At 38.7% G+C, this 24516-nt stretch carries 22 protein-coding genes; 1 reads left to right on the top strand and 21 read right to left on the bottom strand.

What is annotated here, in order from left to right; translation table 11 throughout:
* Positions 1-225: 225 nt before the first annotated feature.
* The 16 genes from galU to I1A42_RS11555 all read right to left on the bottom strand — a co-directional run bounded on the left by galU (position 226) and on the right by I1A42_RS11555 (position 17461).
* Positions 226-1119: a UTP--glucose-1-phosphate uridylyltransferase GalU gene (gene galU / locus I1A42_RS11630; RefSeq protein ID WP_196123568.1), complete on the bottom strand. Its 894-nt coding sequence runs from the start codon at positions 1117-1119 to the stop codon at positions 226-228.
* A gap of 79 nt (positions 1120-1198) precedes the next feature.
* Entirely contained in the window at positions 1199-2665 is a 1467-nt protein-coding gene (gene wbaP, locus I1A42_RS11625; RefSeq protein WP_161158448.1) for an undecaprenyl-phosphate galactose phosphotransferase WbaP, read from the bottom strand.
* Between the two features lie 483 nt (positions 2666-3148).
* On the bottom strand, positions 3149-4081 hold the full coding sequence (locus tag I1A42_RS11620) for a KpsF/GutQ family sugar-phosphate isomerase (RefSeq protein WP_161158447.1): 933 nt from the start codon (positions 4079-4081) through the stop codon (positions 3149-3151).
* On the bottom strand, positions 4081-4836 hold the full coding sequence (kdsB, locus tag I1A42_RS11615; RefSeq protein ID WP_196123567.1) for a 3-deoxy-manno-octulosonate cytidylyltransferase: 756 nt from the start codon (positions 4834-4836) through the stop codon (positions 4081-4083). The genes I1A42_RS11620 and kdsB overlap by 1 nt, the downstream gene beginning before the upstream one ends.
* Before the next feature lie 56 nt (positions 4837-4892).
* Positions 4893-5690 carry a 3-deoxy-8-phosphooctulonate synthase gene (kdsA, locus tag I1A42_RS11610; protein WP_196123566.1) on the bottom strand — a complete coding sequence of 266 codons (798 nt, stop codon included), beginning with the start codon at positions 5688-5690 and terminating at the stop codon, positions 4893-4895.
* Positions 5691-5711: 21 nt separating this feature from the next.
* On the bottom strand, positions 5712-6770 hold the full coding sequence (locus I1A42_RS11605; protein ID WP_161158444.1) for a glycosyltransferase: 1059 nt from the start codon (positions 6768-6770) through the stop codon (positions 5712-5714).
* 8 nt (positions 6771-6778) lie between these two features.
* Positions 6779-7825, bottom strand: a complete 1047-nt coding sequence (locus tag I1A42_RS11600) for an acyltransferase family protein (protein WP_196123565.1) — start codon at positions 7823-7825, stop codon at positions 6779-6781.
* Positions 7826-7848: 23 nt separating this feature from the next.
* Positions 7849-8388 carry an acyltransferase gene (locus I1A42_RS11595; RefSeq protein ID WP_329604819.1) on the bottom strand — a complete coding sequence of 180 codons (540 nt, stop codon included), beginning with the start codon at positions 8386-8388 and terminating at the stop codon, positions 7849-7851.
* A 6-nt stretch (positions 8389-8394) separates the two neighbouring features.
* Positions 8395-9171, bottom strand: a complete 777-nt coding sequence (locus I1A42_RS11590; RefSeq protein WP_196123564.1) for a glycosyltransferase — start codon at positions 9169-9171, stop codon at positions 8395-8397.
* Between the two features lies 1 nt (position 9172).
* Positions 9173-10348, bottom strand: a complete 1176-nt coding sequence (locus I1A42_RS11585; protein WP_196123563.1) for a capsular polysaccharide export protein, LipB/KpsS family — start codon at positions 10346-10348, stop codon at positions 9173-9175.
* Entirely contained in the window at positions 10336-11229 is an 894-nt protein-coding gene (locus I1A42_RS11580) for a hypothetical protein (RefSeq protein WP_196123562.1), read from the bottom strand. The genes I1A42_RS11585 and I1A42_RS11580 overlap by 13 nt, the downstream gene beginning before the upstream one ends.
* 218 nt (positions 11230-11447) lie before the next feature.
* Complete coding sequence (locus I1A42_RS11575) at positions 11448-12320, bottom strand: glycosyltransferase family 2 protein (protein ID WP_196123561.1); 873 nt, start codon at positions 12318-12320, stop codon at positions 11448-11450.
* A 17-nt stretch (positions 12321-12337) separates the two neighbouring features.
* Positions 12338-13597, bottom strand: coding sequence for an oligosaccharide flippase family protein (locus I1A42_RS11570; protein ID WP_196123560.1), 1260 nt, complete (start codon positions 13595-13597; stop codon positions 12338-12340).
* A 73-nt stretch (positions 13598-13670) separates the two neighbouring features.
* Positions 13671-15812, bottom strand: a complete 2142-nt coding sequence (locus I1A42_RS11565) for a polysaccharide biosynthesis tyrosine autokinase (protein ID WP_196123559.1) — start codon at positions 15810-15812, stop codon at positions 13671-13673.
* 51 nt (positions 15813-15863) lie between these two features.
* The gene (locus I1A42_RS11560; protein ID WP_196123558.1) at positions 15864-16304 is read right to left on the bottom strand and encodes an arsenate reductase/protein-tyrosine-phosphatase family protein; all 441 of its coding nucleotides are present in this window, start codon (positions 16302-16304) and stop codon (positions 15864-15866) included.
* An 8-nt stretch (positions 16305-16312) separates the two neighbouring features.
* Complete coding sequence (locus I1A42_RS11555; RefSeq protein ID WP_196123557.1) at positions 16313-17461, bottom strand: polysaccharide export protein; 1149 nt, start codon at positions 17459-17461, stop codon at positions 16313-16315.
* 900 nt (positions 17462-18361) lie between these two features.
* On the opposite strand from I1A42_RS11555, the gene wecA reads away from it, so the two are divergent.
* Positions 18362-19429: a UDP-N-acetylglucosamine--undecaprenyl-phosphate N-acetylglucosaminephosphotransferase gene (gene wecA, locus I1A42_RS11550; RefSeq protein ID WP_196123556.1), complete on the top strand. Its 1068-nt coding sequence runs from the start codon at positions 18362-18364 to the stop codon at positions 19427-19429.
* Position 19430: 1 nt separating this feature from the next.
* On the opposite strand, the gene I1A42_RS11545 is transcribed toward wecA, so the two are convergent.
* The 5 genes from I1A42_RS11545 to I1A42_RS11525 all read right to left on the bottom strand — a co-directional run bounded on the left by I1A42_RS11545 (position 19431) and on the right by I1A42_RS11525 (position 24514).
* Positions 19431-20513 (bottom strand): glycosyltransferase family 4 protein, encoded by a 1083-nt coding sequence (locus I1A42_RS11545; RefSeq protein WP_196123555.1) that lies wholly within the window; start codon positions 20511-20513, stop codon positions 19431-19433.
* Complete coding sequence (locus tag I1A42_RS11540; RefSeq protein ID WP_196123554.1) at positions 20510-21322, bottom strand: glycosyltransferase family 2 protein; 813 nt, start codon at positions 21320-21322, stop codon at positions 20510-20512. Before I1A42_RS11540 ends, I1A42_RS11545 begins: the two co-directional genes overlap by 4 nt.
* A 23-nt stretch (positions 21323-21345) precedes the next feature.
* Positions 21346-22362, bottom strand: coding sequence for a glycosyltransferase (locus I1A42_RS11535; protein WP_196123553.1), 1017 nt, complete (start codon positions 22360-22362; stop codon positions 21346-21348).
* Between the two features lie 90 nt (positions 22363-22452).
* On the bottom strand, positions 22453-23568 hold the full coding sequence (locus I1A42_RS11530; RefSeq protein ID WP_196123552.1) for a glycosyltransferase: 1116 nt from the start codon (positions 23566-23568) through the stop codon (positions 22453-22455).
* A 10-nt stretch (positions 23569-23578) separates the two neighbouring features.
* Positions 23579-24514: a glycosyltransferase family 2 protein gene (locus I1A42_RS11525; RefSeq protein ID WP_196123551.1), complete on the bottom strand. Its 936-nt coding sequence runs from the start codon at positions 24512-24514 to the stop codon at positions 23579-23581.
* Between the last annotated feature and the right edge of the window lie 2 nt (positions 24515-24516).

The raw sequence follows: 24516 nt of genomic DNA, 5'->3' as shown, positions 1-24516 counted from the left end.
TCCCCCTCCCCAACCCTCCCCAAAGGGAGGGAGCTTGTTCAACACTCGCTGATAAGACAGCATTCAATCAACCAACTGACTTAAATACGAAAATCACACCATTACTCTATCTGATTCTCCCCCAGCCCTAACGGTTATAGTCCATTCGTGGTTCTTGTTTTTTATTTATAAAAAAGCCTGATGTTTCCATCAGGCTTCTTATCAAAACTCTATGTGGTGAATGAATTACGCTTCTGCTGTAACTGCTTCTTTCACATCTTCAATCACTTTTTCTACAGGAGTTGATGCTGCTGGTTTCTTGTTGTAAAGGTTTTCGTAGCAGTAGTTAGTTGCTTCGATATACCCTTCAACGCTACCGCAGTCAAAACGCTGACCTTTAAATTTATAAGCAAGGACGCAGCCTGTTTTAGCTTGTTTTAGCAAGGCATCAGTGATCTGGATTTCACCGCCTTTACCAGGTTCTGTCTCTTCAATTAAATCAAAGATATCAGGAGTCATAATGTAACGACCGATGATCGCTAGATTACTTGGTGCAGTGCCTGGTTCAGGTTTCTCTACCATGTCATCGACACGGAAGATATTGTCTTTAATCATTTCACCAGAAATCACACCATATTTGTGTGTTTCTGTTTCTGGCACTTCTTGAACAGCGACAATCGTGCAACGGAACTGGTTGTATAGCTCAGACATTTGAGCCAACACGCCTTTTTCTTCATTAACACACAAGTCATCCGCCAATACCACAGCAAATGGGTTATCACCAACCAATGGTTTACCTGTCAATATCGCGTGACCTAAGCCTTTCATTTCACGCTGACGAATATAAGTAAAGTTTGCAGAGTCCATCAAGCTACGAATATCACCCAATAGCTTCTCTTTTGGTGAACCATTAATTTGATGTTCTAACTCATAGTTAGTATCAAAGTGATCCATAATAGAGTGCTTACCACGGCCCGTTACGACACACATATCAGTCATGCCAGCATGAATCGCTTCATCCACACCATATTCAATAAGTGGCTTATTTACCACAGGCATCATTTCTTTTGGCATCGATTTCGTTGCTGGAAGAAAACGTGTACCGTAACCCGCTGCTGGGAAGAGACATTTTTTAATCATAATAATTCCTGAATTTTTTATTTAAGGGAGCTAAATTCAATATTAATTACTAAATAATCGTTCCTTTATTTAGAGTTAATTAATATGCACCATCACCTCTGACAACAACGCCAACGGTCTTAAATAAGATCACAATATCATACCAAAGAGACCAGTTTTTTACATACCAACTATCTAAATATACTCGAGTTGTATAATCCGTATCACTACGACCGGTAACTTGCCATAATCCAGACATACCTGGTTTAACCAAGTTGTAGTACAAAACATCATCCCCATAGCGTTTTAATTCTTCATCAATCACAGGACGAGGACCGACGAGACTCATTTCGCCTTTCAAGACGTTCCACAGCTGTGGCAATTCATCAAGACTAGTTTTACGCAAGAAATGACCAATTTTCGTTATACGTGGGTCATTTTTAAGTTTGAATTCACGTTCCCATTCTAAACGGGCTTGAGGATCATTCTCCAGTAAATCTTTTAATACTTCCTGTGAATTCATTACCATTGTCCTAAATTTGAGACATTTAAACGGCTTTCCGTTATAACCGATGCGCTCATGACCAAAAGTCGCAGAACCGCCATCACGTTTCACCATTAAAGCAACAAATAAAAAGAACGGAGACAATAGCGTTAATAAAAGAGCCGAAACAACAATGTCAAAGCCGCGTTTTAACATACGCGCCGATATTTTTGAAAGGTTATTTTTAACGCTTAGCATCATTAATTCATAGCTGAAAAAGTTCGATACATCAGCACCATATAATGGAATGCCACGCATTGCCGGTACAACAGAAATATTAGATACGTTCAGATAGGCGAGCTTTCTTACCCAGTAATCTCTTGTTTGGTTATCTTCTTTTTCCAAAGCAATAAATACTCGATAATACTTATCTAAATTATTAATAAACTCTTTTTTACTAATATATGGCACATCTGTTGGGTTTGCTTTATCAGTATGATAATCAGATTTTTTATACGGATTTACAAATGCTTTGATAGTGTAGCCCGTAGAGAGATCGCTACCGATTGCTTTATAAGCCTCTAACGCGTTTTGCTGTTCACCAATAATGACACACGGCACACTCCACAATCCCAATTTATTCAATATGATTTTGGCACTATTACGACATAGAGGAAGTAGAACAAACAACACTCCCCAAGAGATAGCCCAAACTTCAACAGAATAATTAGGAACCAACAGCAAATTCATCGCAAGCGCTAAAATTGAAAGAATGAACAGGTTTTTCAGCACGTCTTTCAATTCATCCCAAAAAGGTTTTCTTCGGGTGTAGTGCAGACGGTTAACGCCAAACCAGAAAATGGACATAAAAGCGATAATGAAGAATACAGTTCCTTGCCAGTAACTACTGCCTTCTGAATTAAATCCAGACCACGATCCTGAATCAGAAAGAGCATAAGCAATATTTTCAGAAACAATAAAAGCAAACAAATCAAATAAGATTAAAATCATAGAGTTAAAAACTGGAATAAACCTCGAATATTTAACTCCACTGCTACCACTCTCAATATTTACATGTTCCATAGCACAACCTATTAATTGTCACAAATTGCGTTTTGAGATCTTTATTCAGATTAAATAAAGGCCTATTATCCTTGCCAACACTACTGTGCAGAGGACGAGTGTTTACAAAATAAAATCCAAAGAGGGTAAAAATCTTGAACACGATATAAAGATTAAAAGCTCTCACTATTTAAATATCAATTTTGTGTCAATTCTATCCAATTCTTTAATCAGATTTGATCCTGACCCCATAATAAAAGTTACATTTCCTGTATTTCTCAATAATTTAATAAATATCTTTTTAATATGAAAAAGACAAAAAAAATGCGAGAGAAATATATAACAACCCTCGCATACATAACTTTGTCAATATTGATAGATAAAACCTATGTCAGAAATTGTCGGCTTACTGTTAATACAATTTCTAAAACATATTGAAATACATCATTAAATAATGATGTGAATTATATTTAGTTTATTCATGAGTGATTGAAAACTATATAATTACTTTTTCAGCACACCGACTAATTCATCATCTTCTAGCACCAATAATGCGCTGATACGCTTGGATTCCATTAACTCATAAGCCTTACCGACCGATGCGTCTGGTGAAATACAAACAGGATTCTCACTGTAGATAGATTTGGCACACACACTGAAAGCATCTTGACCATACTTTTGCATGGAACGACGTAAATCCCCATCAGTGACAATCCCTTTCACCTTATTGGCATCATCGACCACCACAGCCAAACCTAAGCAACCATGCGAAATCACGTTAATAATTTCCGGCAGTTCACTGCTCATTCGTACAATTGGCTGAGAGTCGGTTGCCATATCATCACGTACTTTGCTCAACAACCTTCTCCCTAAACTGCCTCCAGGGTGGAAACGAGCAAAATTTTCTGGTTGAAAGTCTCGCAATTCCATCAAGGTAATCGTTAAAGCATCGCCCATGACTAAGGTTGCCGTCGTTGAACTCGTTGGCGCTAATTGGTAAGGGCAAGCCTCTTGAGGAACAGCAATATTAAGATGACAGTGCGCAGCAGTTGCAAGTGTTGATTTTGGTTTCCCAGTTATCGCGATGACATAATTGCCGTTATCGCGTAAAAACGGTAGCAGCTTCAACACCTCTTCGGTTTCACCTGAATTTGATATCGCAATAAACACATCTTCCGGCTGTACCATGCCGAGATCACCATGAAACGCTTCTCCTGGGTGCATGAAAAAGCTTGGTGTTCCGGTACTAGCAAATGAGGCGGCTATTTTTTTACCAATAATGCCCGACTTCCCCATACCACAAATAATGGTACGCCCCTGCGTTTTCAGAATGGCTTGAATCGCCTGTTCGAAATGGTCGTCTAATTGATTAGAAATCTGCGTTAAACCAGCAATTTCAATATCAATGACTTTTTTCGCGTGCTGTAAAATTGACATTAGCTGTTTTCCATTATGTGTTTAACATCGTCATAATCCTCTTGGGTATCAATACCGTGAGGAGGCGCTTCGTTATAACGTACAACCCCAATAGACATCCCATGACTCAACGCGCGAAGCTGCTCTAGCTTCTCGATTTTTTCTAGTGATGATTCAGGAAATGAACAGAATTGACGTAAGCGCTCAACTCGGTATGCATAGATACCAATATGACGACAAACACTGGCTAGCGAGTCTTTCGATTCGCGATCAAAAGGGATCGGTGAACGTGAAAAATAGACCGCTCGCTGCCCTTCCCCTTCCGCCACTTTAACCACATTCGGGTTATGTAAATCAGCAACGGACAAAATAGGACTCATAACCGTGCAAATATCAAACTGGGGAGACTGAGTCGCAAAATTGGCCAAGGTGGTGATCAGCGCGGGAGGAATCATAGGCTCATCCCCTTGCACGTTAATGACCAGAGTATCGTCGCCCCAACCCAATTTTTCACACACTTCGTATAGCCTATCAGTACCACTGGCGTGATTTTTATCGGTTAATACCGCAGGAATAATATACTGCTGAGCAGCATCCATAATACGTTGGTCATCGGTGGCGACAACAATGTCTTGTATTGAAAAACCCGCAGTAACAGCCTGATTGACTACATGCCAAAACATGGGTTTTTCACACAACGGCATCAAAGGTTTCCCGGGTAAACGGGACGACCCATAACGAGATGGGATCACGATTTTGATGTTTTCAAATGCCATTTTATCTACCTAATTTTCTGTCGTTACAAACTGGCACAATCCTTTGCCCAACCCACTTATGAAAGTTTGCTTTCAAGGTATGGGCGTTTGTGTACCACCTGATCTAGCTCTACTAGGGTTTCCAACATCTCTTTCATTACCGCTAAAGGCAGCATATTAGGACCATCACTCAACGCGACTTCCGGATTTGGGTGAGTTTCCATAAACAAGCCATCAACCCCAGCAGCTACCGCTGAGCGAGCCAATACCGGCACCATTTCACGTTGGCCACCAGAGGTTGCACCTAACCCACCCGGCTGCTGCACTGAGTGAGTGGCATCAAATACCACTTTACAACCGGTTTGACGCATCACAGACAACCCACGCATATCAGAGATAAGCGTGTTATAGCCAAATGAAGTACCACGGTCACAAAGCCAAATATCTTTGTTGCCTACTTCATGGCATTTTTTCACCACCTGCTCCATATCCCATGGGGCTTGAAACTGGCCCTTTTTAATATTGACAGGTTTACCTGCCGCCGCGACTTTTTGAATGAAGTTAGTTTGACGTACCAAAAACGCTGGGGTTTGCAGCACATCCACTACCGATGCCACTTCATCGATTGGTGTATCTTCATGAACATCAGTCAGCACTCTTAAGCCCAACTCTTTTTTCACGTTGGCTAAAATTTCCAGGCCTTTTTCAATACCAGGGCCACGGTAACTGCCTGTCGAACTGCGGTTTGCTTTATCAAAGCTTGATTTAAAAATGTAATCGATCCCCAACTCTGAGGTAATTTCTTTCATCTTGCCTGCGACATCCATGACAAGTTGCTCTGATTCAATGACACAAGGTCCTGCGATTAAAAACATATAAGCCTCGATGAATAATGTTTAAATTTGATAAATTTCTTCCAGATGACGAGCAAAGCGCTCCACAGAAAATCGCTGAAATACGGCTTTTCTATCTGGGAGAGTCGCTTGACGAAACTTATCTGGATCTGCAATAAACTGAGACAACAACTCGATTGCCTCTGAGGTTTGAGTAAATAGACATCCGCCGCGCTTATCGACAACAATATCGCTATTGCCTGCGCAGTCTCGAAGTAATAACGGAAGGCCTGCTGCACTTGCTTCAATCACAGAGACTGGCATGCCTTCCCAAAGCGATGTAGAGAGGTAAAGATCGGCATCATTTAATAACGCGATCACTTCTTGGCGACTTTTCCACCCCGTCACTTCGACACCTGCCTGTTCAAGTACCTCCCTATCTTGCACAGCACCATCGCCAATCCAAACAAAGTGCAAATCAAGCTCCGCGCACTCACGAGCAATCTTGGCAAATTCCATAAAGCCCTTTTGCGGACGAATACCTCCGACCGTCAATACAGTCTTTTTGCCTGGAGCATTATGTGGATTTGGCAACGCTTTAAACTCTGATAAATCCACTGCATTTTCTAGCAATGCCACATCAACAAAGGACAATGCATTTTTAATGGCTGAGCGTTCGCTCTCTGAGCAAGCGATATAGGTTGCAGGCCTCAAACACGCAACCGATTCAAATGCTTTAAATAAAAAGTTTTTAAGTGGGCTGATGTCTTTACGCATGAATGAAATACAGTGAGGGCTATAAAAGACTCTGCTGCGCATAAACACCGAGCTTAGACGCCCCACAAACCCACCGAAAGAAGAGTGACAGTGGATGACATCAGGCTGAATTTTTTTAAGCTCACTACGCAACGCCAAAAGAGACCAAGGGAAATGTTTGGGACTCATCCCCACTTCAACCAAAGTGACATTACTTGGAAATAACGTTTCGATATTCGGCGGCGTATCCGGACGGCGTGAAAAAATCACCGTGACATCATGTTTGTCCGCTTGATATTGCGCGGCCATTGTCACTATAGATAAGGTGCCAGTCGCCGATGATTCAATGACATGTACTATTTTCATAACGTTATCTACAATTGCTCCGACATAGTCTTTTTATTAAAAATCTGTACTTTCCCACTTTGAATATCGTTTAACCAAGTAATACGCGTTACAGCCCATACAATGCCGACCAAAATGGCCAATTTAAGCGGGAATATAAATAACCACGCGTTAGGAATTGATATGCCTGTTATAGCGAAAGTTTTCACAAAAACATCGTTTACATAATAATCAAAGGCAATAATTGGAATGGTATTAACACCTAGCCAAGAAAACCCTCTGGATAACATTTCATTCTTGGCAAATAGTGTAGAAATGACTAATGCGAACCCAGTTCCACTCAAGGACAACACTATATTCCAGACAAAATCGTTCGCTGGACCAAAATTATTTTCAGCCAAGCTAATGACATCACCTTTTGCATGAATAACAAAAACATAATAAGTGATGCAATACACCACCGGAGTAATAAACAACCATGATTTAGATATTGAATGACTGATTCTTTTAATGAAAAAACCAAGTGTGAAATAGATTAAACAAGATAATCCTATAAGTAGGTTAAATGGCGTAACCACGTCCGTTTGATAACTGACCAATACACCGATAACACCTAATACCATTAAGGTAATAATAAATGTATTTTCATTAAGTTTTTTACATAAAATGGCTATCACTTCGATAATAAATAGCGCATACAGGAACCATAATGGCGTACAGTTAAATGTTGTATCCCAAGAAGGATAACCCGTTAATGTGCCATAAAGTCTTGTTAAGAAATTAATGACCGCATCGGTATTAAAGTGCAACAAAGTGATAGCAACAAACGGTAAACCACAAATAAGACCAAACACCCAAGCAGGTATAATTAAGCGGTTAAATTTCTTGGCAATAGTCTCATAAGCACTGCCACCTTTATGTAAATTAAATAAGTAGCCTGCCAGAATAAAAAACGCTGGCATATGAAAAGCATATATAGCGTGATGTAAGGCTATTGGGATATGTTTTACATGTCCCAATACAACGAGCAAAATCAAAAAACCACGAAATATATCAATTCTAGGATCCCTAACCATAAGCACCTCATTGAATTGAATTTTTAGCTCAGTTTCCTTAAGCGAATGTTCTCTGTTACGTACGTTCCTGGTTCGGTAATGCTTTTAGCAATGACTGAACCAGCACCGATAATGGTTCGGTCACAAATCGTTACCCCAGGTAAAATCACTACATTTGAGCCGATCCAACAGTCACGACCAATATGAACTGGCGCAGAATCAAATTCGTTATGACTCACAACCCCATCAACAACACGATGGTTGTGGTCATAAATTTTCACCCCTTCCCCAAATAACGTATTTTCACCAATCACAATCGATTGGTTGCTATTTATCGAGCAATCATTATTGAGAAACGCGCCACGACCAATTTTGACTTCGCCGCCATCAGCAAAAATGGTGCAGCGACGACGGAATTTGACTCCAGTACAAACAATGACACCACCGCGTCGAACTCGAACTGATGGAAAATAAGGCGTTCGCACAATGGCATCAGATTTAACCTGCCCTAAGTAAGCCACTTTCACCAAGTTCGCTTTGACGTTAGCGATTAATACTGAGAGACCAACTAATAATTTATCCACTATCACCTACCTTAATAACGAGCGCAGTTTCATCGTCACTGTACGAGGAAATGCCAGTAATAGGCATGAGCGTACCAACCCATAAGCAAAATGCAGAGAGCAGGCTTTATTATCCCAAATCACCAGAATTCGGTTTTTGACCTGCAAATTTCTCTTTTGCGAAGAAATACTGGTCGATGACACTACATAACGAATCAAGGATTGCGGAAGATTTTTCACTTTACCCAGTTGCATTAACTTAAAGAAAACAGCGTAGTCTTCTGCGGCTTTACGATTCGTCGGATAGCCGTCAATCTGCTTGATGGCATCTGCACGCATCATGACTGCAGGATGGATAAACATATTATTTAAAAACATATGTTTTCTGATGCTGCTATCGTCTGTTGGCACTTTATTGGTAAACAGAAATTCATATTCTTCATTCACGTAATCTGCCCAACCGCCGCATAAAACGATCTCGTCATCCGATTCCATAACCGCAACCTGAGCTTCTATACGGCCAGGAAGTGATAAGTCTCCACAATCAATGCGAGCAATATAGCGATAACCTTGCTGATAAATAAATTCCAGCCCTCGATTTAGAGCCCCTTCAATACCTTGGTTTTTTTCTAATTCAAGCACCTGAATATTCGACTTAAATTGAGTGACATCAAGTTGAGACGCTAAGGAAACTGTACTGCCATCATCGACGATCACTACGTCAGCTGAGTCATCCTCTAGTGAGCGTAAGGTCAAAATCAAATCGTCATAGCAGTTGAAATAAGGAATGAGATAGCAAACCATATTATTTCCCCTCAACTTTGTTCAAAATTGCAACAACATCAACAGGATGGTCAGCAAAGTAATCAACATCATTAATCAAGTAACGATGGATGTATTTCTTGAGTCGCTCATTATCGAACGATTTATACAGTGCTCGACCAAACACATGAGTTGGCTTGCCATATATCATGGACTCCAATCCAACCGTTGAGTTGTTCACGACAACTTCATTACATTGGCGTAATAAATCGTTAGTGTTGTTGGCAACCAAAGTGAACCCTTGAGTCTGGCTCATTTCGACAATCTCTTTTACCTCGGTCAAATTACGCTCTGCAGGATGAAATTTCACATAAAGAGATAATCCTTTCTCATCTGCAATTTTGATCGCCTCACGAATAATGTCTTTGTTATTAAAATCTGAGTGAATTAATAACTGCGTATCTGAGGAAACCTGCAGTGGGCAGAAAATAAATGGTTGTTCTAAATCTGCATTTTTTAGATGAAACTGAGAAAAATCGACCGGTTCCGGCGTAATTTTCTTCATTCGATGCCGTAAGTTTTTGATCCCAGCAATGCTTGAGCAAGACGTCACCAACATATTAATCGCTCTGCAGTAGAGCTGAAATTTTGTCACTTTAGACTGCGGAGGAGGCGCCATTTTATATTGCTCATATTCCACTACCCACTGTTGATGAAATTCATCGGATACCGGCTCTTCTTTATCTAGAACTTCAGGATGGAAAAAGAGCGATGACATGGCGTTCACACCGAGCTTATCAACAAAAATTTTGCTAGGTAGGTTAGACAGTTCCATATAAACACACTGCTCAGGGAACACATCAATGATGCTTTTATCCAGCAGTTGCTGACCATTCCAAATAAGAAACGTATCAAAATGGGCCAATTTAGCTGGCACTTGGCTTAGATAAGAACTGTACACCTTACAAGCAAAGTCTTGCTGATATCCCCCTACGGTTATTTCAGAAGAATTTGCCACCTTATCAGCATATTGCGCATACTCAGGCATCGGCGAGGTTTGCGATAATTGGATACACGGAATCTTATTCCAAGCGCACAATAGACGAACCACTAGATCATTAGTAATTAGGGTCATTGAGTATTCTGGCTGTGATGAATAAAACCGCTTAAAGAACCAAAAACGTTCAATGCAATCACAGACAAGCGCTATATTTCGCATTCTCTAACCTCCGAGAAATGAGAAACTTCTTCCTTGTAGAAATAAAACAGGAATAAAGTCATGAAAAACATGGTCGTCAGCAGGTGATATTTGAACAGTAAAAGTGGCATCAGATACACCATGCTTTTGAAACCAAATAGGTAAAACATCAAGGCGAAAAAGGTCAGGAAACCAAACAAGCCAACGGAATAAAGTAGGTAAATGTAGAATGAGCTATCACGAATTTCTGCCCCGGTTAACCCTACTATTCCCAACGGCTTAGATTCATCTATAAAGACGCCTTCTCCCACCATGTTGAGGTAGGTATTACGGATTTGTAGTTCGGTAAAAACGAACGAGCGACTGGCGATCGCATCATAGTCAGCATCTGCGTTAATCCTCGCATCATAAAACCCATAGAACACGGGAGCCAAAAAGATTGCGGCCGAAATACATAAGATTTTGAGGAATTTGTTGCCTTTACTCAGAAAGATATAAATACCGATCATCAGGGCCATGATAATGATTGCCGCAATCGATAGGCTCAATCCCACACTGATGATGCCAAACACAGAGATCAATTTGTGTTTGTTTAAAATCAAGAAGATAGATGAGATAGGCAACACAATCATGCTGTAGTATGAAGGCTCAGTGAATAGCCCCGTAAATCGAGCTGAAATAAAACTATTCATTAACGCTTTTGATTCATAAAGAACGACGGCATCTTTTGCTCGAACGTATTTACTGAACTCAATGAATTCACCTGTCGCAAAATAAGCAACAACTTGGATATAGAAGAACACTAAATGGATAAACAGCAAATGTTTAAATGCTGTCTCTATTTTTCCTTTATCCTCACTTTTCGACCATTGCACCAGCAAGAAGATATAAAACAAAAACATAATATATTTAGCTACAGAGTTAATATATATATGCTCTATCGAATAAAATGAGTTAAATATTATCGGAAACGCTAGTGCGATAACGAAGAAAAGCAAACGAACCAAACTTACCTTGTTTAATTTACTTACGCTGCACAAACCCAAGAGCAACAATGCCACAGGCATCATGATCGGGTTGAATGTTGCTAAAGAATATAAAACAAGCGATAAGCTTATAATTATTTGCAAAATAAGCTCCTTCTAAGCTTCAGAACAGAAAGAACATTTTTCTCAAATAAGTTGAGTTCAACATTGTTGTTGTAAAATTTTAAGCAGCATTTCACTTTCATTTTCGAAAGATCAAAGGCCATTTTTTTATATTCGAAATAGCTTATAGAGTTACGTTTTCTTAGGTTGTTTTTCAGCTTGGTAAAATTATCAATGCTACGGTAATACTGGCCAATATCTTTCATATCAGTAATTTGTCCATTACCATGATTATCAAACCAAGTAGCGACATTTTCATCAATATATTTACATTTACACTTATTCACTAATTCGATATGTAATTGTGTGTCCTGAAACTTACCCAGTTCTTCGTCGAATTTGATTCGATCAAAAGACTCATGTCGAATAAGCGAAGTATTCGTGTGTAAATAGCTGATACTTTTTCGACCCGATATGATTCCATTTGCGTCGGTGAAACTCATATCCGTTGGACGCTCGGGATTGCTTGCCCGTATCACTCGACCAAAAATCGCATCAAGGCTTTTATCGGCGTTTAATTCACTGACTAGAAGTGACAACTTATTCGGTAGATAAGTGTCGTCGTCATCGAGAAAACAGACGAACTCGCCTCTTCCTAAAGAAGCACCTTTATTCCTAGAAATCGCTCCACCTAAGTTTTCACTATTTTTATGGTAAATAATGTTGATTGGATGTGAGTCGTACTGCTCTAAATGTAATGGGCCGTCAGAATTATCATCGATGATAATGACTTCAACATTTTGGTAAGTCTGATTTAAAACGCTTTCTATCGCTTTATAGAAGAGTTCTCCCCGGTTACATGTTGGAATCACGACAGAGACAAGACCTTGTTTATATTTTTCCATAGTATTTTCCATAATCATTAACCCTTCACGAAAGAGAGAATGTCTTTTTTCGACATCAACATCGAATACTGCAGTTTAAAAATATTGGATTTCTTAAAGAAGTAGTTACCTACCGTCCCTGATACTGCTTCAGAGATTAACGCGGCATAACCCGCTCCTATCAGCCCATACTCTTTTACAAACCAATAGCTAAGCCCGACACTCATGATTGAAACCACCAGCGATTTCATCATCATGTATTTGTTACCACCTGCATCGATAATGATGCGAGAAGAAATGGTGCCATACAGGGAAAACATCGTTGTGAGCGTTAGTAAGAACAACAGCGATTGCGCCTCTAAGAACGCTTTACCATATGTTGCTTCGATGATCGGTTGAGCAAGGAAATAAGTGGCGAGTAAGAAAGGCACACTGCACAGCGTCGACGCTAAAAAGCAGAGACGAAAGCCTTTATCTTTGAATGTCGTACTCGACACTGATTTAGAGATAAAACTCATGATCAACGCCAGTGGGACAAACTGCCAACACTGAGCCAACGTGAGCGCCGAAGTGTATAGCCCAACTTCTTTATTAGTTAAAAACGTCCCTAGCATGATCTGCCCCACTTTGATGTAGACCAAAATAGATAGAGAGCTGATCAGAATAGGAAAGCCGTTTTTTAAGAAATATCCCTTAAATTGAGTCGCATACTTTGCGGTTTCAATTCCTTTCGCTTTTATACGATATTTGCGGTACCAGAATGGGATGATGTACAACGCAACGTAAGGTAAAGCAAAAAAGTAATACGGCAGTTTGAAAAAGACGAAAATCGACCGTAATAACAAACTGGCAAGCACACCAGCCTGACCAGAAATGACGTTTTCTTTCGAGCGCATCACCCCATTAAAGTAAAACTTATAGAGATCATACGATTGATAAAAAGAAGCAACGCCTAATATCACGAGAATTAAACGGTCATACTGATTGTAATCTTGATAAGTAAACAGATAGATGGCTGCAAATGAAACGGTGAACAGCAAGCGTCTCATGTTCTTAGTGTGATTAATCAGCATCTTACCTGATTGCTCATTCTTCGCACTTTTTAAGAAAATTAGGATATCGCCCCCAAATTGGGTAATAGGGACGATAAACGCTAAGATGGCGAGGAAATAGTTGATAATACCGATCTTTTCAGGGCCTAAATAACGCGCCGTTAATACGGTGATTAAAAAGCCCCCAAGAAGCGTAATCAGCTTATCAAAAATTAACCAAATAATGTTCCAAGTTAATTTATTCATTTATCGCCATACCATTCCAAACCATTAATACCAACATGAACACCAAGTCGCCCATGATTATTCGTTAACATACTTAGTGATCACTTGAATATTCGTAGTAGTAATAGTTCTCCGATTTCTTCTCGGCGCCATTAAACACCACGCCTTTCACATCAATACCAGCTTGTTTGAATCGTCCCCATGCCAAGTCGATATCTTTAACCGTATTCACACCGAATCGAGTCACCATGAGTGTGGTGCCAGCAAGACGTCCGACAATGCTTGCATCAGTAACAGCTAAAACTGGAGGCGTATCCACAATCACAAGATCGTATTGTTGCGATAAATGGTCCATCAGCTCTTTAAATCGGGCATGCATGAGCAATTCCGATGGGTTAGGTGGGATTTGACCATGATGAATCACATCGAGATTTTCCACTTCACTCGTATTAATGATGTTGTCCATGGGTTCTTTACCAGATAAGTAATCTGATAGGCCAGCACCATTTCGAACACCAAAGAAGCGGTTAACCGTACCTTTACGCATATCAGCATCTACCAAAACCACTCTCTTATCAGCATGAGCGCAGATAGCTGAGAAGTTCGCAGACACAAATGACTTACCGATACCTGGAGTTGAACCTGAAATCATCACAATATTGTTTTCAGCTTCCATCATGGCAAAGTGCAAACTGGTTCTTAAGCCTCGTAGTGCTTCGACTGAAAGGTCTGTTGGATCGATTTCACTAAGTAGCTTAAGTTTCTTATCTTTGGCATACCGTCTATCTAATAAGCTTGTTTGTAGATTAGATTTAGGCACAGTGGCATATACCGATAAACCGATAGCCTCAATATCATCTGGACTCTCAACACCTTTGTTTAAGATGGCTTTAAGTAACACTATCCCCACACTTAGCATGCCGCCCATCAGAGTTAAGATGATGACAATCATGAATTTCTTCGGTGAAACAGGTCTGAGATAAGTCTCTGCATTATCGATAATGCGCACGTTACCTACGGTACCGGCTTTAACGATGTTCAACTCTTGAATCTTGTTCAGAAGCTGTATATAGATTTGTTGGTCAACTTCAACATCACGTTTCATTCTTAGAACTTCACGCTGTGTCTCTGGTAAGTTTTGAACCTTTTTATTTACCTTGGCTTTCTCTTCAAGCAAGGTTTGACGTTTATCCAACAAAGCCTTATAGGCTGGGTGATCTTTGGTATATTTCTTACTGATATCGGCTTCTTTAAACGTCAGCTCGTTCAGTTGAGACTCGATATCTACCATTGTTTTTAAGGCTGATTGCGCTTCAAGACTTAGATCAACCGATTCTTTCTTCTGACGATAATCATTTAATTTATCTTCAGATTTATTCAGTTTGCCTTTCACTTGCGGCAACTGCTTTTGCAAAAACTTAATACTTTGTTCTGCTTCCGCTGAATCACGTTCTACATTCTGTAAGAAATAATTCTGCGCAATATCATTGAGAATAGCTTTCGCTTTATCGGGATCAGAATCGAGATAAGTAATTTTGATAACACCTGTTTGCTTGCCCTTTTCGGCAGCATTTAGGTTCTGGTTAACCCAGTTAATTGCGTCTAGTTCAGTTCGTTTGGAGATATCAAATTTAAAGCCTTTAGTCGCTTCCATAGAAGAGACAAGAATCTGATACCCATCTTGTGATTCTTCTCGTTCACCAACTTTACCTTCTAGAATGACTTTCCCATCATCTCGCACTAGTTTGTACGTTTGCTTAGCAGGATCAGTAATCACTACTTGATGCGCCATATCTTTCGCATATTTGGGAATATCGAACTGGCTAACATCTAAATGCTCTTCTTCATCCATCAAACGAGCTAAGCCCTTTCCTACCACAGGAAAGTAATCTGGCTTAACCACAGTGGTTAAATGGAACTTATCCACAGTTTGACCGAGGATCATTCGAGAAGTGATTAACTCAATTTCAGTCATGGCAGTTGATTCAGAGGCAAACATATCCCCCATATCCCCCACAAGAGAAGAAAAGCCACCATCGGTTTTCTCTTCGACTTGAATTAATGCATCGGCTTTATAAATTGGAGTAGCCAAAATTGCATAAGCGACGCCTAAGACAACGAATACTGAAGTGACCATAACAATCAGCCACTTCTCATCAAGCAATAAACCAATTATTTTACTTAAATTGATTTCATCACTAGAGGAGTTATTTAAATTTTCCTGTTTGCTAACCATATCTTTCGCACATGCCATTAAGTTTGAATTACTATTTTGAATTAGCAAAAACTATATTTTTTTCGCCCATTCTTGAGATGATTGTTCAATCATGGAAAATGAAAGATTAAAAAATTCTTCACTTTTTTTATAAGGGTCAGGAATATCCTTTCCGCCAATCCAATGACTGAATAACATTGCTTTCCCCCTTGCTTCTGGTGCAATTTCACACAATTTGGAAATATGCTTTTTTTCCATCACTAAAATCAAATCAACTTCTTTGCATATTTCAGGGGTAACTTGTCTGGCTTCATGCTTTGATAAATCAACATGATAACTATCTGCCACCTTCACTGCTGTTGCATCCGCTGGTTTACTCTCTAGTCGACTTGTTTTTACCCCTAACCCAGCAGATGACACATGTTTGTTAGGGAGTAACTGTTGCAGATACCGCTCCCCAAATGGGGAGCGACATATATTGCCAACACAAACAACTAATATTGACTCGAACATAGCTATCCTTATGGCCAATTACGTACGCGCAATGTGCCTTCTGTTAGGTCGTTGAAGTTCGTGATACTAGGTGTTAATTGATCGATCAAACGATTCCATTTCGCGACTGGTGCAGCTGTCACATACACAACATCATAAGGCTTCAATTCAAACTCAGTGCCCATGACCAATGCAGTCGCATCTTGCATATTTAACTGATAGACGTTCGCGACAGGAGCGTTCTTATCTTTGGAGTCTTTAGGGATACCGGTACTACGAATAACGAAAATACCCGTTGCATCCGCTTCTTTCTCATCGATACCACCCGCTTTAGCTAACGCTTCCGTTAAACTCATGCCAGTACGATCAATCTTAAGAACTTGGGATTCACCAACTTCACCCATGATGAAGACTTTCTGCGAATCGTTACGCGGAATATGGACAATGTCTCCGTTCTGTAAAAGCCGGTTTTGGGTTAAATCCCCTTTTTGCATTAAGGCATAAAGCGAAATCCGTTGCTCCACACCGTTACGTGTTAATGTGATGTGTTTCCAGTCCGCATTCTCAGTAATACCACCTGCTTTATTGATTGCATCAATCAAGGTTAAAGGGATATTGGAAATGGATTGTTCACTAGGACTATTGACTTCACCAGTGATGTAGCACCGCTGAGAACGAAAGGCTGCTATGTTTACATCGACTTGCGGGTCTTCAATATATTTTTTGATACGCTGCGTGATGAGCTCTCTAACTTCACTCACCGTTTTACCTACCACTTTTAACTTACCGATATACGGATAAAAGATAGTTCCGTCCGCATGAACCCAGTTACCAGCTTCAGCAGAACTGCGGTAAGAACCGGCAGGAATAGTCAGCTCTGGGTGATCCCAAATCGTAACATTGAGGACATCGCCAGGACCAATACGATACTGATACTGAGATATCATGTTTGCCAATTCAGCATTCGACTTCCCAGCAGGGACTACTTGGCTGTATTTAAGTTGATTAACCAGTTTAGGGGTTAAGCGGTAGACGCTTACGCGTGATGAAATCGGCCCGCCTCCGTCAGTCTCCTCAACAACATGTTTGTCGTATGTGGACAGTCCACCACCGGGAATAATGGTACAACCAACCAAAGAGAATGACAGGAAAGCTAACGGCACAACTTTGTTTATCAAGTGCTCTCTCCTGAACTTTACGATTCCCTGCGAAAGGGAGGGTCATTAAAAATATTGATAACTTTTTTAATTAACTCTTTTTTTCTTATTAAAACAAGTATCAAATGAAAATTTCACTCAATAATCATAATCCTGACGAAAAATTAACTTTCAAACAGTTAGCAATTTTATTGGGGCAAGATCACTTTTTAAAAAGTCATTATTTATTAATCGGATATAATAATATTTTTATATTAGTTATGATTTGAGATCGATTCCATTTTAATCTAAGTACAATCATCGTTATTCTTATATTTGAGCCAATGTCACTAATTTAAAAAACAATGCAATTTCATAAATAAACGGTAATGATAAAAATCAATCGAATAATATTTTTAACTGTAGTTGGGCTTAAGTAAAAAAAACCGCTAAAAGAACACTTTTAGCGGTTTTTATGTTTATACTGTACGCTCTTATGTATAAAACCTATTAAAATAAATCACTTGATTTTTAATATTAATAGAATTATGTCCATATAATATATTGACAATGGGTGAATCACTTTATCGATAAGATCCTGTTAGAGTTTTAATGATAACCAATGCTCATTTGGGTTCGATAGTCTCAAGTTAACCATGTGTATGGCATACTGAAGCCTCAGCTTCGAAACTGAATGTAGATTCACAACTCAGTTTCCAGATACAACCATAGGCTACATCGAACATGTTCCTTAGAATCAAAACGATATACATATGGTAAAAACCCTTACATCACATCGAAATTCTCACTATAAAAATCATCACAGCTAGTTTAAAATGCTCGCTCATTATCCATGTGTAAAAGAAGACATCCTCACAATTGTGCAGATGAACTAGAAACGCTTCTTCTCTTGCTAACAAACTCTTTAACATAGGTAGCTGTGTGGCCTTTCATCTATTAGAACTCGTTGTGTTGTTTTTCATTTCCTTGAGTTCACTATTTGTTCTAAGGAAAATTGCAAAAAAAATAGGCCTAGTAGATAAGCCAAATGATAGAAAATGTCACAAGGGTAATATTCCTCTGGTCGGCGGAATTTCTATATGCTCTACCCTCGTGTATTTTTTACTGAGTAACGGCTCGATACTCCCCAACTCATACATATTCATCTCATGTATTGTCTTACTGGTATTGGTAGGAGCATTGGATGATAAATATGATATTAGCTACAAAGTAAGGTTTCTAATCCAAGCCATTCTGTCTTTAATTATGATGATACATGCTCATATAGAGTTGCTTGGCTTGGGTAATTTGACAGGCTTAGGACAAGTAACACTTGGACCTTTAGGTTATATAGTAACAATATTTGCGGTTATTGGAGCAATTAATGCTTTTAATATGATTGATGGGATAGATGGCCTTTTAGGCGCAATATCGATAGTTGCTTTTGGTGGCTTAGGCTTTATGTTGTTTCATGATGGACAAATCAACTACTCCTATTTATGTCTAGTCATGGTTGTCATCATTCTTCCATACTTATTCCTAAACCTAGGAGTCTTTGGTCGTAAGCGCAAAGTATTCATGGGTGACGCTGGGAGTATGCTAATAGGGTTTAGTTTAATTTGGCTGTTACTTTTATCAAGTCAAAATGGTACAAACCCACCACTGAGACCAGTCACCGCTCTTTGGTTAATCGCAATTCCTCTAATGGACATGGTTTCATTGATGATTCGTCGTGTGCGTAAAGGTCATTCCCCATTTAAACCTGATAGAGAACACTTACATCATATTTTCCAACGAATTGGATTTTCATCAACACATACCGTTATAATAATTACTTTGTTAGCTGCAGCACTTGCTGCATATGGAATTGTTGGAGAGATGTTTGATGTGAGTGAAGCATGGATGTTTTATAGTTTTATCCTCTGCTTCGCTATATACTTTTTGGTCGTAACCTATGTTTGGCAAATCACATCGTTCATAAGAAAATTGCGACTCAAAAAATCAAACTAATTTAGTACTCTAAAACTTTGAGCCACTCTTTTACAATTGGGGTTAACGAAAATTTAGCGCGGCACTGCTCTATAGCAGCTGTGCTATACGCGTTGTATGTGTTAGGATCCTCAAGTTGCTCTAGAGCTAATAGTATAGATTTTCCAAGCTCAAGCGTATCACCATCTTGAGTTAACCAACCACACTCTGTGTTTACTATTTCACTTGGGCCAGTCTCACAGTCAAAGCTAACAATAGGCAAACCAAAGGACAATGCTTCGATTAAAACCATAGGCAGACCTTCATAACGAGAACTCATTACGTACATATCAGCTTGTGAATACTGCTCTGCCATATTAGTCACATTCTCGACCCATTCAATAGAATCCGTTAAGCCCAGAGCTTCTGCTTTATCATGAAGCCATGCTTTGTCTTCTCCACTACCAACAATACGTAATGTCCAATCTTGTCTTTTTAAAATGACGTATTGCCAACTATCAATAAGTAAATCAAACCCTTTTTGAGAAGTTAATCTTCCCGCAGCAAGCACCACTTTATTGTTTATTTTTTTTAGCGGCATTATAGGCTCAAAGGGAGAAGGATTAGGAATTGCATCAATGCGAGTTTTAACAGTAAGGTGATCTAACCACAATTGCTTGTCGCGCTCCGTTAACGTAATGACCTGAGTGCAATAACGAGCCGCTAACCGTCTCGCAAGACGTCTGAGTTTATTACCTAAATCAACGTTAAAGTTAAAATGTTCCCAACATATATTTTTCACATTTGTTTTCAATAATGCTGGAATTGAATAAATCGCCAACATGGATTCTATATTGATTAAAACATCCGTATTATTTTTTAGAATAAAACGTCTTAATTTAAAACAAACTTGTGGAAAGTGTTTTTTAAAGTTCACCTTATTTGGATACAACGAGTGTATAGCAATGCTGTCTGACAGAGGGAAGAATGGAGTATTTCCATTGTATAGACTTAAAAAACTAACATTATATCCTAACTTGTCTAGTTCATTTGCTATCAGAGATGCGACTCTTTCAGTGCCACCAGAGTTATTCATTGAACCAGAAAAAAATACAATATTTTTCATTTATCTTTCTCTAATAGTATATATATCTTACTTTGGACCAGTCTTACCAAGGTTTTTATAAAAGCCATAGGGTTTTTTGCATAACAATAAAGAGGTATACCTCGTAACATGGCGAGCCTCGAAATGAAGTGACCATGTACATTTTTTTTAATACTGGATCGGCTCAATCTATTTTGGTTATGGTCATCATAAAAGACTCGCAAGCATTCACTAACATATAAAAATTTATATTGCTGTGATAAACGAACATAAAACCATACTTCTGGAATAAATTTGATATGTTTAGAAACAGGATATAAAAATTCTTTTAATAATTCAGTTTTTAAAATATCGATTCGCTCTTGAACAATACGGCTAGAAAACTCATCAAACCATGAACATATGGCATAATTTTCATCGCTCAAAAAACCTTTATCATAAGATTCTGCTTGGCTAGAACTCTTTGATAGAGCTCTAATTCCAACACAGTCATTATTAGCTTCCAATATAGGTATATACTGATTAAAAAACAATGCTAATGAATCATCAACTAATGCATCATCAGAGTCGACACCAATAAAATACTGACCTTTTGCGTTTAGAACAGCATTATTCCAAGCAGCCTGCTTCCCTGAATTATTTTGATATATGTATCTGATATTGACTCTACCTTCTTCAATAAAAGATTGAATGATACTTTGGGTATCATCTGTAGAACCATCATCAATAATCAACCATTCAAAATCGGTGAATGACTGTTTTTTCAAACTATCGTAACACTTCCTTAGGTAGGAGCCACGATTATAAGTTGGCGTAAAAATAGTTAACATTTAGGTTCCTAAATAAGAAGACATCATTCATTACAAAGCTTTTTGATCAGCTCTATCATATTTTCTGATTTACATTGTCGCGAAAAATGACGATGAGCGTATAAAGAGCTGGATACGCGATATTGCTCTAAGGTATCTAACGATAATAGGCTCTTAGTTAACTCGGTTAACTCATCAACATCCCCATATTCAGCAAGCAAACCATTCACTTTAGGGGAAATTGCATCACTCATTCCTGGTACGGAATAGCCGACAACAGGAATTCCCGAAGCAGATGCTTCCATTACGCATACAGGGAAACCCTCGCGTTTTGATGGAAGAAGCAAAATATGGTCATCGGTGTACCAACGTTGAACACTATGTGTAAAACCCACAAAGTTGATAGCGTTGCCAAACTCAGTTTCAAGCTGTTTAATATCACTATCTGAAAGAGAGGTTGGGTTGTTAGGATAAATATCGCCCACTAAATCTAATACCACTGGTACATTGTCTTGTTTCAATCTTCGTAAAACTTCAATGGCATCAAACACACCTTTATCTTTGATAAGACGTCCCACATAAAGGAGATGATATTTATCCTTTTTCAGCTCAACACTCTCTTTAGCTGGAAAGAGTTCTAAATCCACTCCTATCCCACCGGTCACGACATCACTTTCTTTGCCAATCGCATTCCTTTCATCATGATTGCAAAAAATTACTTGGGCAGAAGATTGTCTCAATAGAAAAGCAAGAGCGCGGCGGATTTTTGAATGGTGAGAAAATAACGACCCCAAGCCTTCAATAGAAACAAGCAACTTATTATTGAAAGGTACCAGTGAGCAAAAGCACATCAGTAACGTTACAATAAAGTGGCACACTATTACTGCCCCAAAAAACCGCTCTTTTAACACAAAAACATTCATTAAAAAGTAACAAATAAGCCTACCAATTAATACCTCAAAATGAGGGATAGGAGCAATATTCACTCCAAGGGATAACAACTCATCCTTTGCATGTACATCATCTATTGGAGCAACGACCGTTACTTTCCCTAACTTCACTAGCTCTTTAATGTACGAATAACGAAACAAGTATACTGTTTTCAATGAATTTTGAACTATGGTGAATCGCTTAGACACAACCGCCTCTTATTAAATTAATAGATCAGAATGAGTACAAACAGAAAGATAAACCGACATCCACTCATTAGATATCACTGCCGATGCAAAGTGATCTTTTATTCTCTCTTTAGAACATTCTCCCATCACAGCACGAGTTTTATCATCAAAACACATCATATCAGATAGCGCTTGACCAAGACGTTCACTATTCTCTTTAGAAACAAGTATTCCATTGCGTTTATTTTCAACCACCTCAGGTACTGCACCTACTTCGGTGGATACTATAGGTAAACCGGCAGCCATAGCTTCAAGAATAGCGATAGGTAACCCTTCATATTTAGAACTTAAAACGAAGCAATCGCTGGATAAGATGACCTTATCTACATCGGTTCTTAACCCGAGAAATTTGACATGAGTATCAATACCAAATTTTTGAACCGCTTTTTTAAGTTCATCCTCCAAGTACCCTTTACCTATCACTAGAACGATGAATGTCTTTTCTTTTATGCTATTTATCGCCTGAAACAAGTTTAAGTGGTCCTTAACTGGTTCTAACCGCCCCACTATAGAAAATACGAAAATATCATCAGCGATCCCCAATTCCTGACGAACATCACTTCTGATTTGGGCTTTGTTTTCTAAATGCTGGTTTAACTCTACAGCATTTCTTACAAACAGTGACTTGTGGGGTTTCACGAGTCCCTTTTCCCTATAACGACTCAAACCTTCCGGACTAACTTGAGTAACCAAATCACAGAGAAAGTCAGTTTTAGAAAACAACAATTCTAGAAACCGCCCACCTTCATATACATTATGTGCCGTGTTGATTAATTTAAATTTGTGGAATACACGTACCATGCGACATAACAAGTTAGCGTGGATCATATGGCTATGAACGACATCTGGACCAAATGAAGAGATAACCTTTTTCAAGCGCCAAATCGCTTGTATGCTAGGTTTTCCGGCGCACATTCCCAAACTAACAATAGGAATGCCCGCAGCCTCAAACTTGGTATGAATATTTTTAGGCTCGGTGAGAGAGACAATCAAGCATTCATGATTCTTACTAATTTCCGTTGCTAAATAAAGCAGCTGAGTTTCAGCACCACCATAATCTAAGCCAGTAATAACATATAATATTTTCAAACTAATACACCTAAAAATTTACTTCCTTTTTTACAGATTCAACTAATCTGTAAAATAAAAGATACCTAAACATATAATATGCTAATGCTTTTTTGTTCCCAGCATAATATGCGACTTTAAACCTAAATATCTTATTTCCATCTCTAAAAAATTTAAGCGCTATTTTTTTATCTTGATGATAAACCCTCGCACATTTTGAAATATGTGAAATATAAATATTTGATATGACTTTAGAATAATACAAATTGTTTGTTTTATGTCTGTATTCTTCTACATACTTATCCAGGCAATAAAAGCTGTCTATAACGTCATCACTGTTCAAAGAATTAGTAATACTATCAGTATTAAATCTATATTTAACCAAAGAATCGTTAGATATTAAAACAGTTTGGCACCTATTAATAAGTTTAGGCAATATAAGCTGATCTTCAAACCGTCTTCCCTCTTCAAAAAAACTACCTTGATATATCTCCCGCTTGAACACCATGCGCCATAAATACCACAGAGATTGTTCAGCCAACGTGATTTTACTTTGTTCTATACTCAAATTATTTGGTAGCGTTGCTATCTTTATCTTTAGATCGTTTTGAGTCCACTCTTTATAATTAAACACTAAACAATCACTATTGTTTTTAGCTGCTTGTTTTATAAGGGCATATGAATTATCTTCCCACACATCATCAGAGTCCAAAAAAGTAATATAATCTCCTCTTGCGACTTTAAGACCTCGATTACGAGTATAAGCAACCCCGCGGTTTTCTTGATTAAGTAGAACAAATGAATATTCTCTATTCATTTGTTCTAAAACATCTAAAGTACTGTCTTTTGAACCATCATTGATAACAATTACTTCAACATTAGTATCTATTTGAGTGAGAATGGATTCCATGCATTCTTGAATATACTTTTCTGCATTGTAGGCTGCGACTATGACAGATAACAACATGA

The sequence above is a fragment of the Vibrio nitrifigilis genome (genome assembly GCF_015686695.1).
Classification (GTDB): Bacteria; Pseudomonadota; Gammaproteobacteria; order Enterobacterales; family Vibrionaceae; genus Vibrio; species Vibrio nitrifigilis.
The sequence above is the reverse complement of the archived record's forward strand: the minus strand, read 5'-3'. Positions and strand labels throughout refer to the sequence as shown.

Excerpts from the sequence above, each read along its gene's own strand:
- galU (WP_196123568.1), bottom strand. The coding sequence starts at position 1,119 with ATGATTAAAAAATGTCTCTTCCCAGCAGCGGGTTACGGTACACGTTTT.
- wbaP (WP_161158448.1), bottom strand. The coding sequence starts at position 2,665 with ATGGAACATGTAAATATTGAGAGTGGTAGCAGTGGAGTTAAATATTCG.
- I1A42_RS11620 (WP_161158447.1), bottom strand. The coding sequence starts at position 4,081 with ATGTCAATTTTACAGCACGCGAAAAAAGTCATTGATATTGAAATTGCT.
- kdsB (WP_196123567.1), bottom strand. The coding sequence starts at position 4,836 with ATGGCATTTGAAAACATCAAAATCGTGATCCCATCTCGTTATGGGTCG.
- kdsA (WP_196123566.1), bottom strand. The coding sequence starts at position 5,690 with ATGTTTTTAATCGCAGGACCTTGTGTCATTGAATCAGAGCAACTTGTC.
- I1A42_RS11605 (WP_161158444.1), bottom strand. The coding sequence starts at position 6,770 with ATGAAAATAGTACATGTCATTGAATCATCGGCGACTGGCACCTTATCT.
- I1A42_RS11600 (WP_196123565.1), bottom strand. The coding sequence starts at position 7,825 with ATGGTTAGGGATCCTAGAATTGATATATTTCGTGGTTTTTTGATTTTG.
- I1A42_RS11590 (WP_196123564.1), bottom strand. The coding sequence starts at position 9,171 with ATGGTTTGCTATCTCATTCCTTATTTCAACTGCTATGACGATTTGATT.
- I1A42_RS11585 (WP_196123563.1), bottom strand. The coding sequence starts at position 10,348 with ATGCGAAATATAGCGCTTGTCTGTGATTGCATTGAACGTTTTTGGTTC.
- I1A42_RS11580 (WP_196123562.1), bottom strand. The coding sequence starts at position 11,229 with ATGTTTTTGTTTTATATCTTCTTGCTGGTGCAATGGTCGAAAAGTGAG.
- I1A42_RS11575 (WP_196123561.1), bottom strand. The coding sequence starts at position 12,320 with ATGGAAAAATATAAACAAGGTCTTGTCTCTGTCGTGATTCCAACATGT.
- I1A42_RS11570 (WP_196123560.1), bottom strand. The coding sequence starts at position 13,597 with ATGAATAAATTAACTTGGAACATTATTTGGTTAATTTTTGATAAGCTG.
- I1A42_RS11565 (WP_196123559.1), bottom strand. The coding sequence starts at position 15,812 with ATGGTTAGCAAACAGGAAAATTTAAATAACTCCTCTAGTGATGAAATC.
- I1A42_RS11560 (WP_196123558.1), bottom strand. The coding sequence starts at position 16,304 with ATGTTCGAGTCAATATTAGTTGTTTGTGTTGGCAATATATGTCGCTCC.
- I1A42_RS11545 (WP_196123555.1), bottom strand. The coding sequence starts at position 20,513 with ATGAAAAATATTGTATTTTTTTCTGGTTCAATGAATAACTCTGGTGGC.
- I1A42_RS11540 (WP_196123554.1), bottom strand. The coding sequence starts at position 21,322 with ATGTTAACTATTTTTACGCCAACTTATAATCGTGGCTCCTACCTAAGG.
- I1A42_RS11525 (WP_196123551.1), bottom strand. The coding sequence starts at position 24,514 with ATGTTGTTATCTGTCATAGTCGCAGCCTACAATGCAGAAAAGTATATT.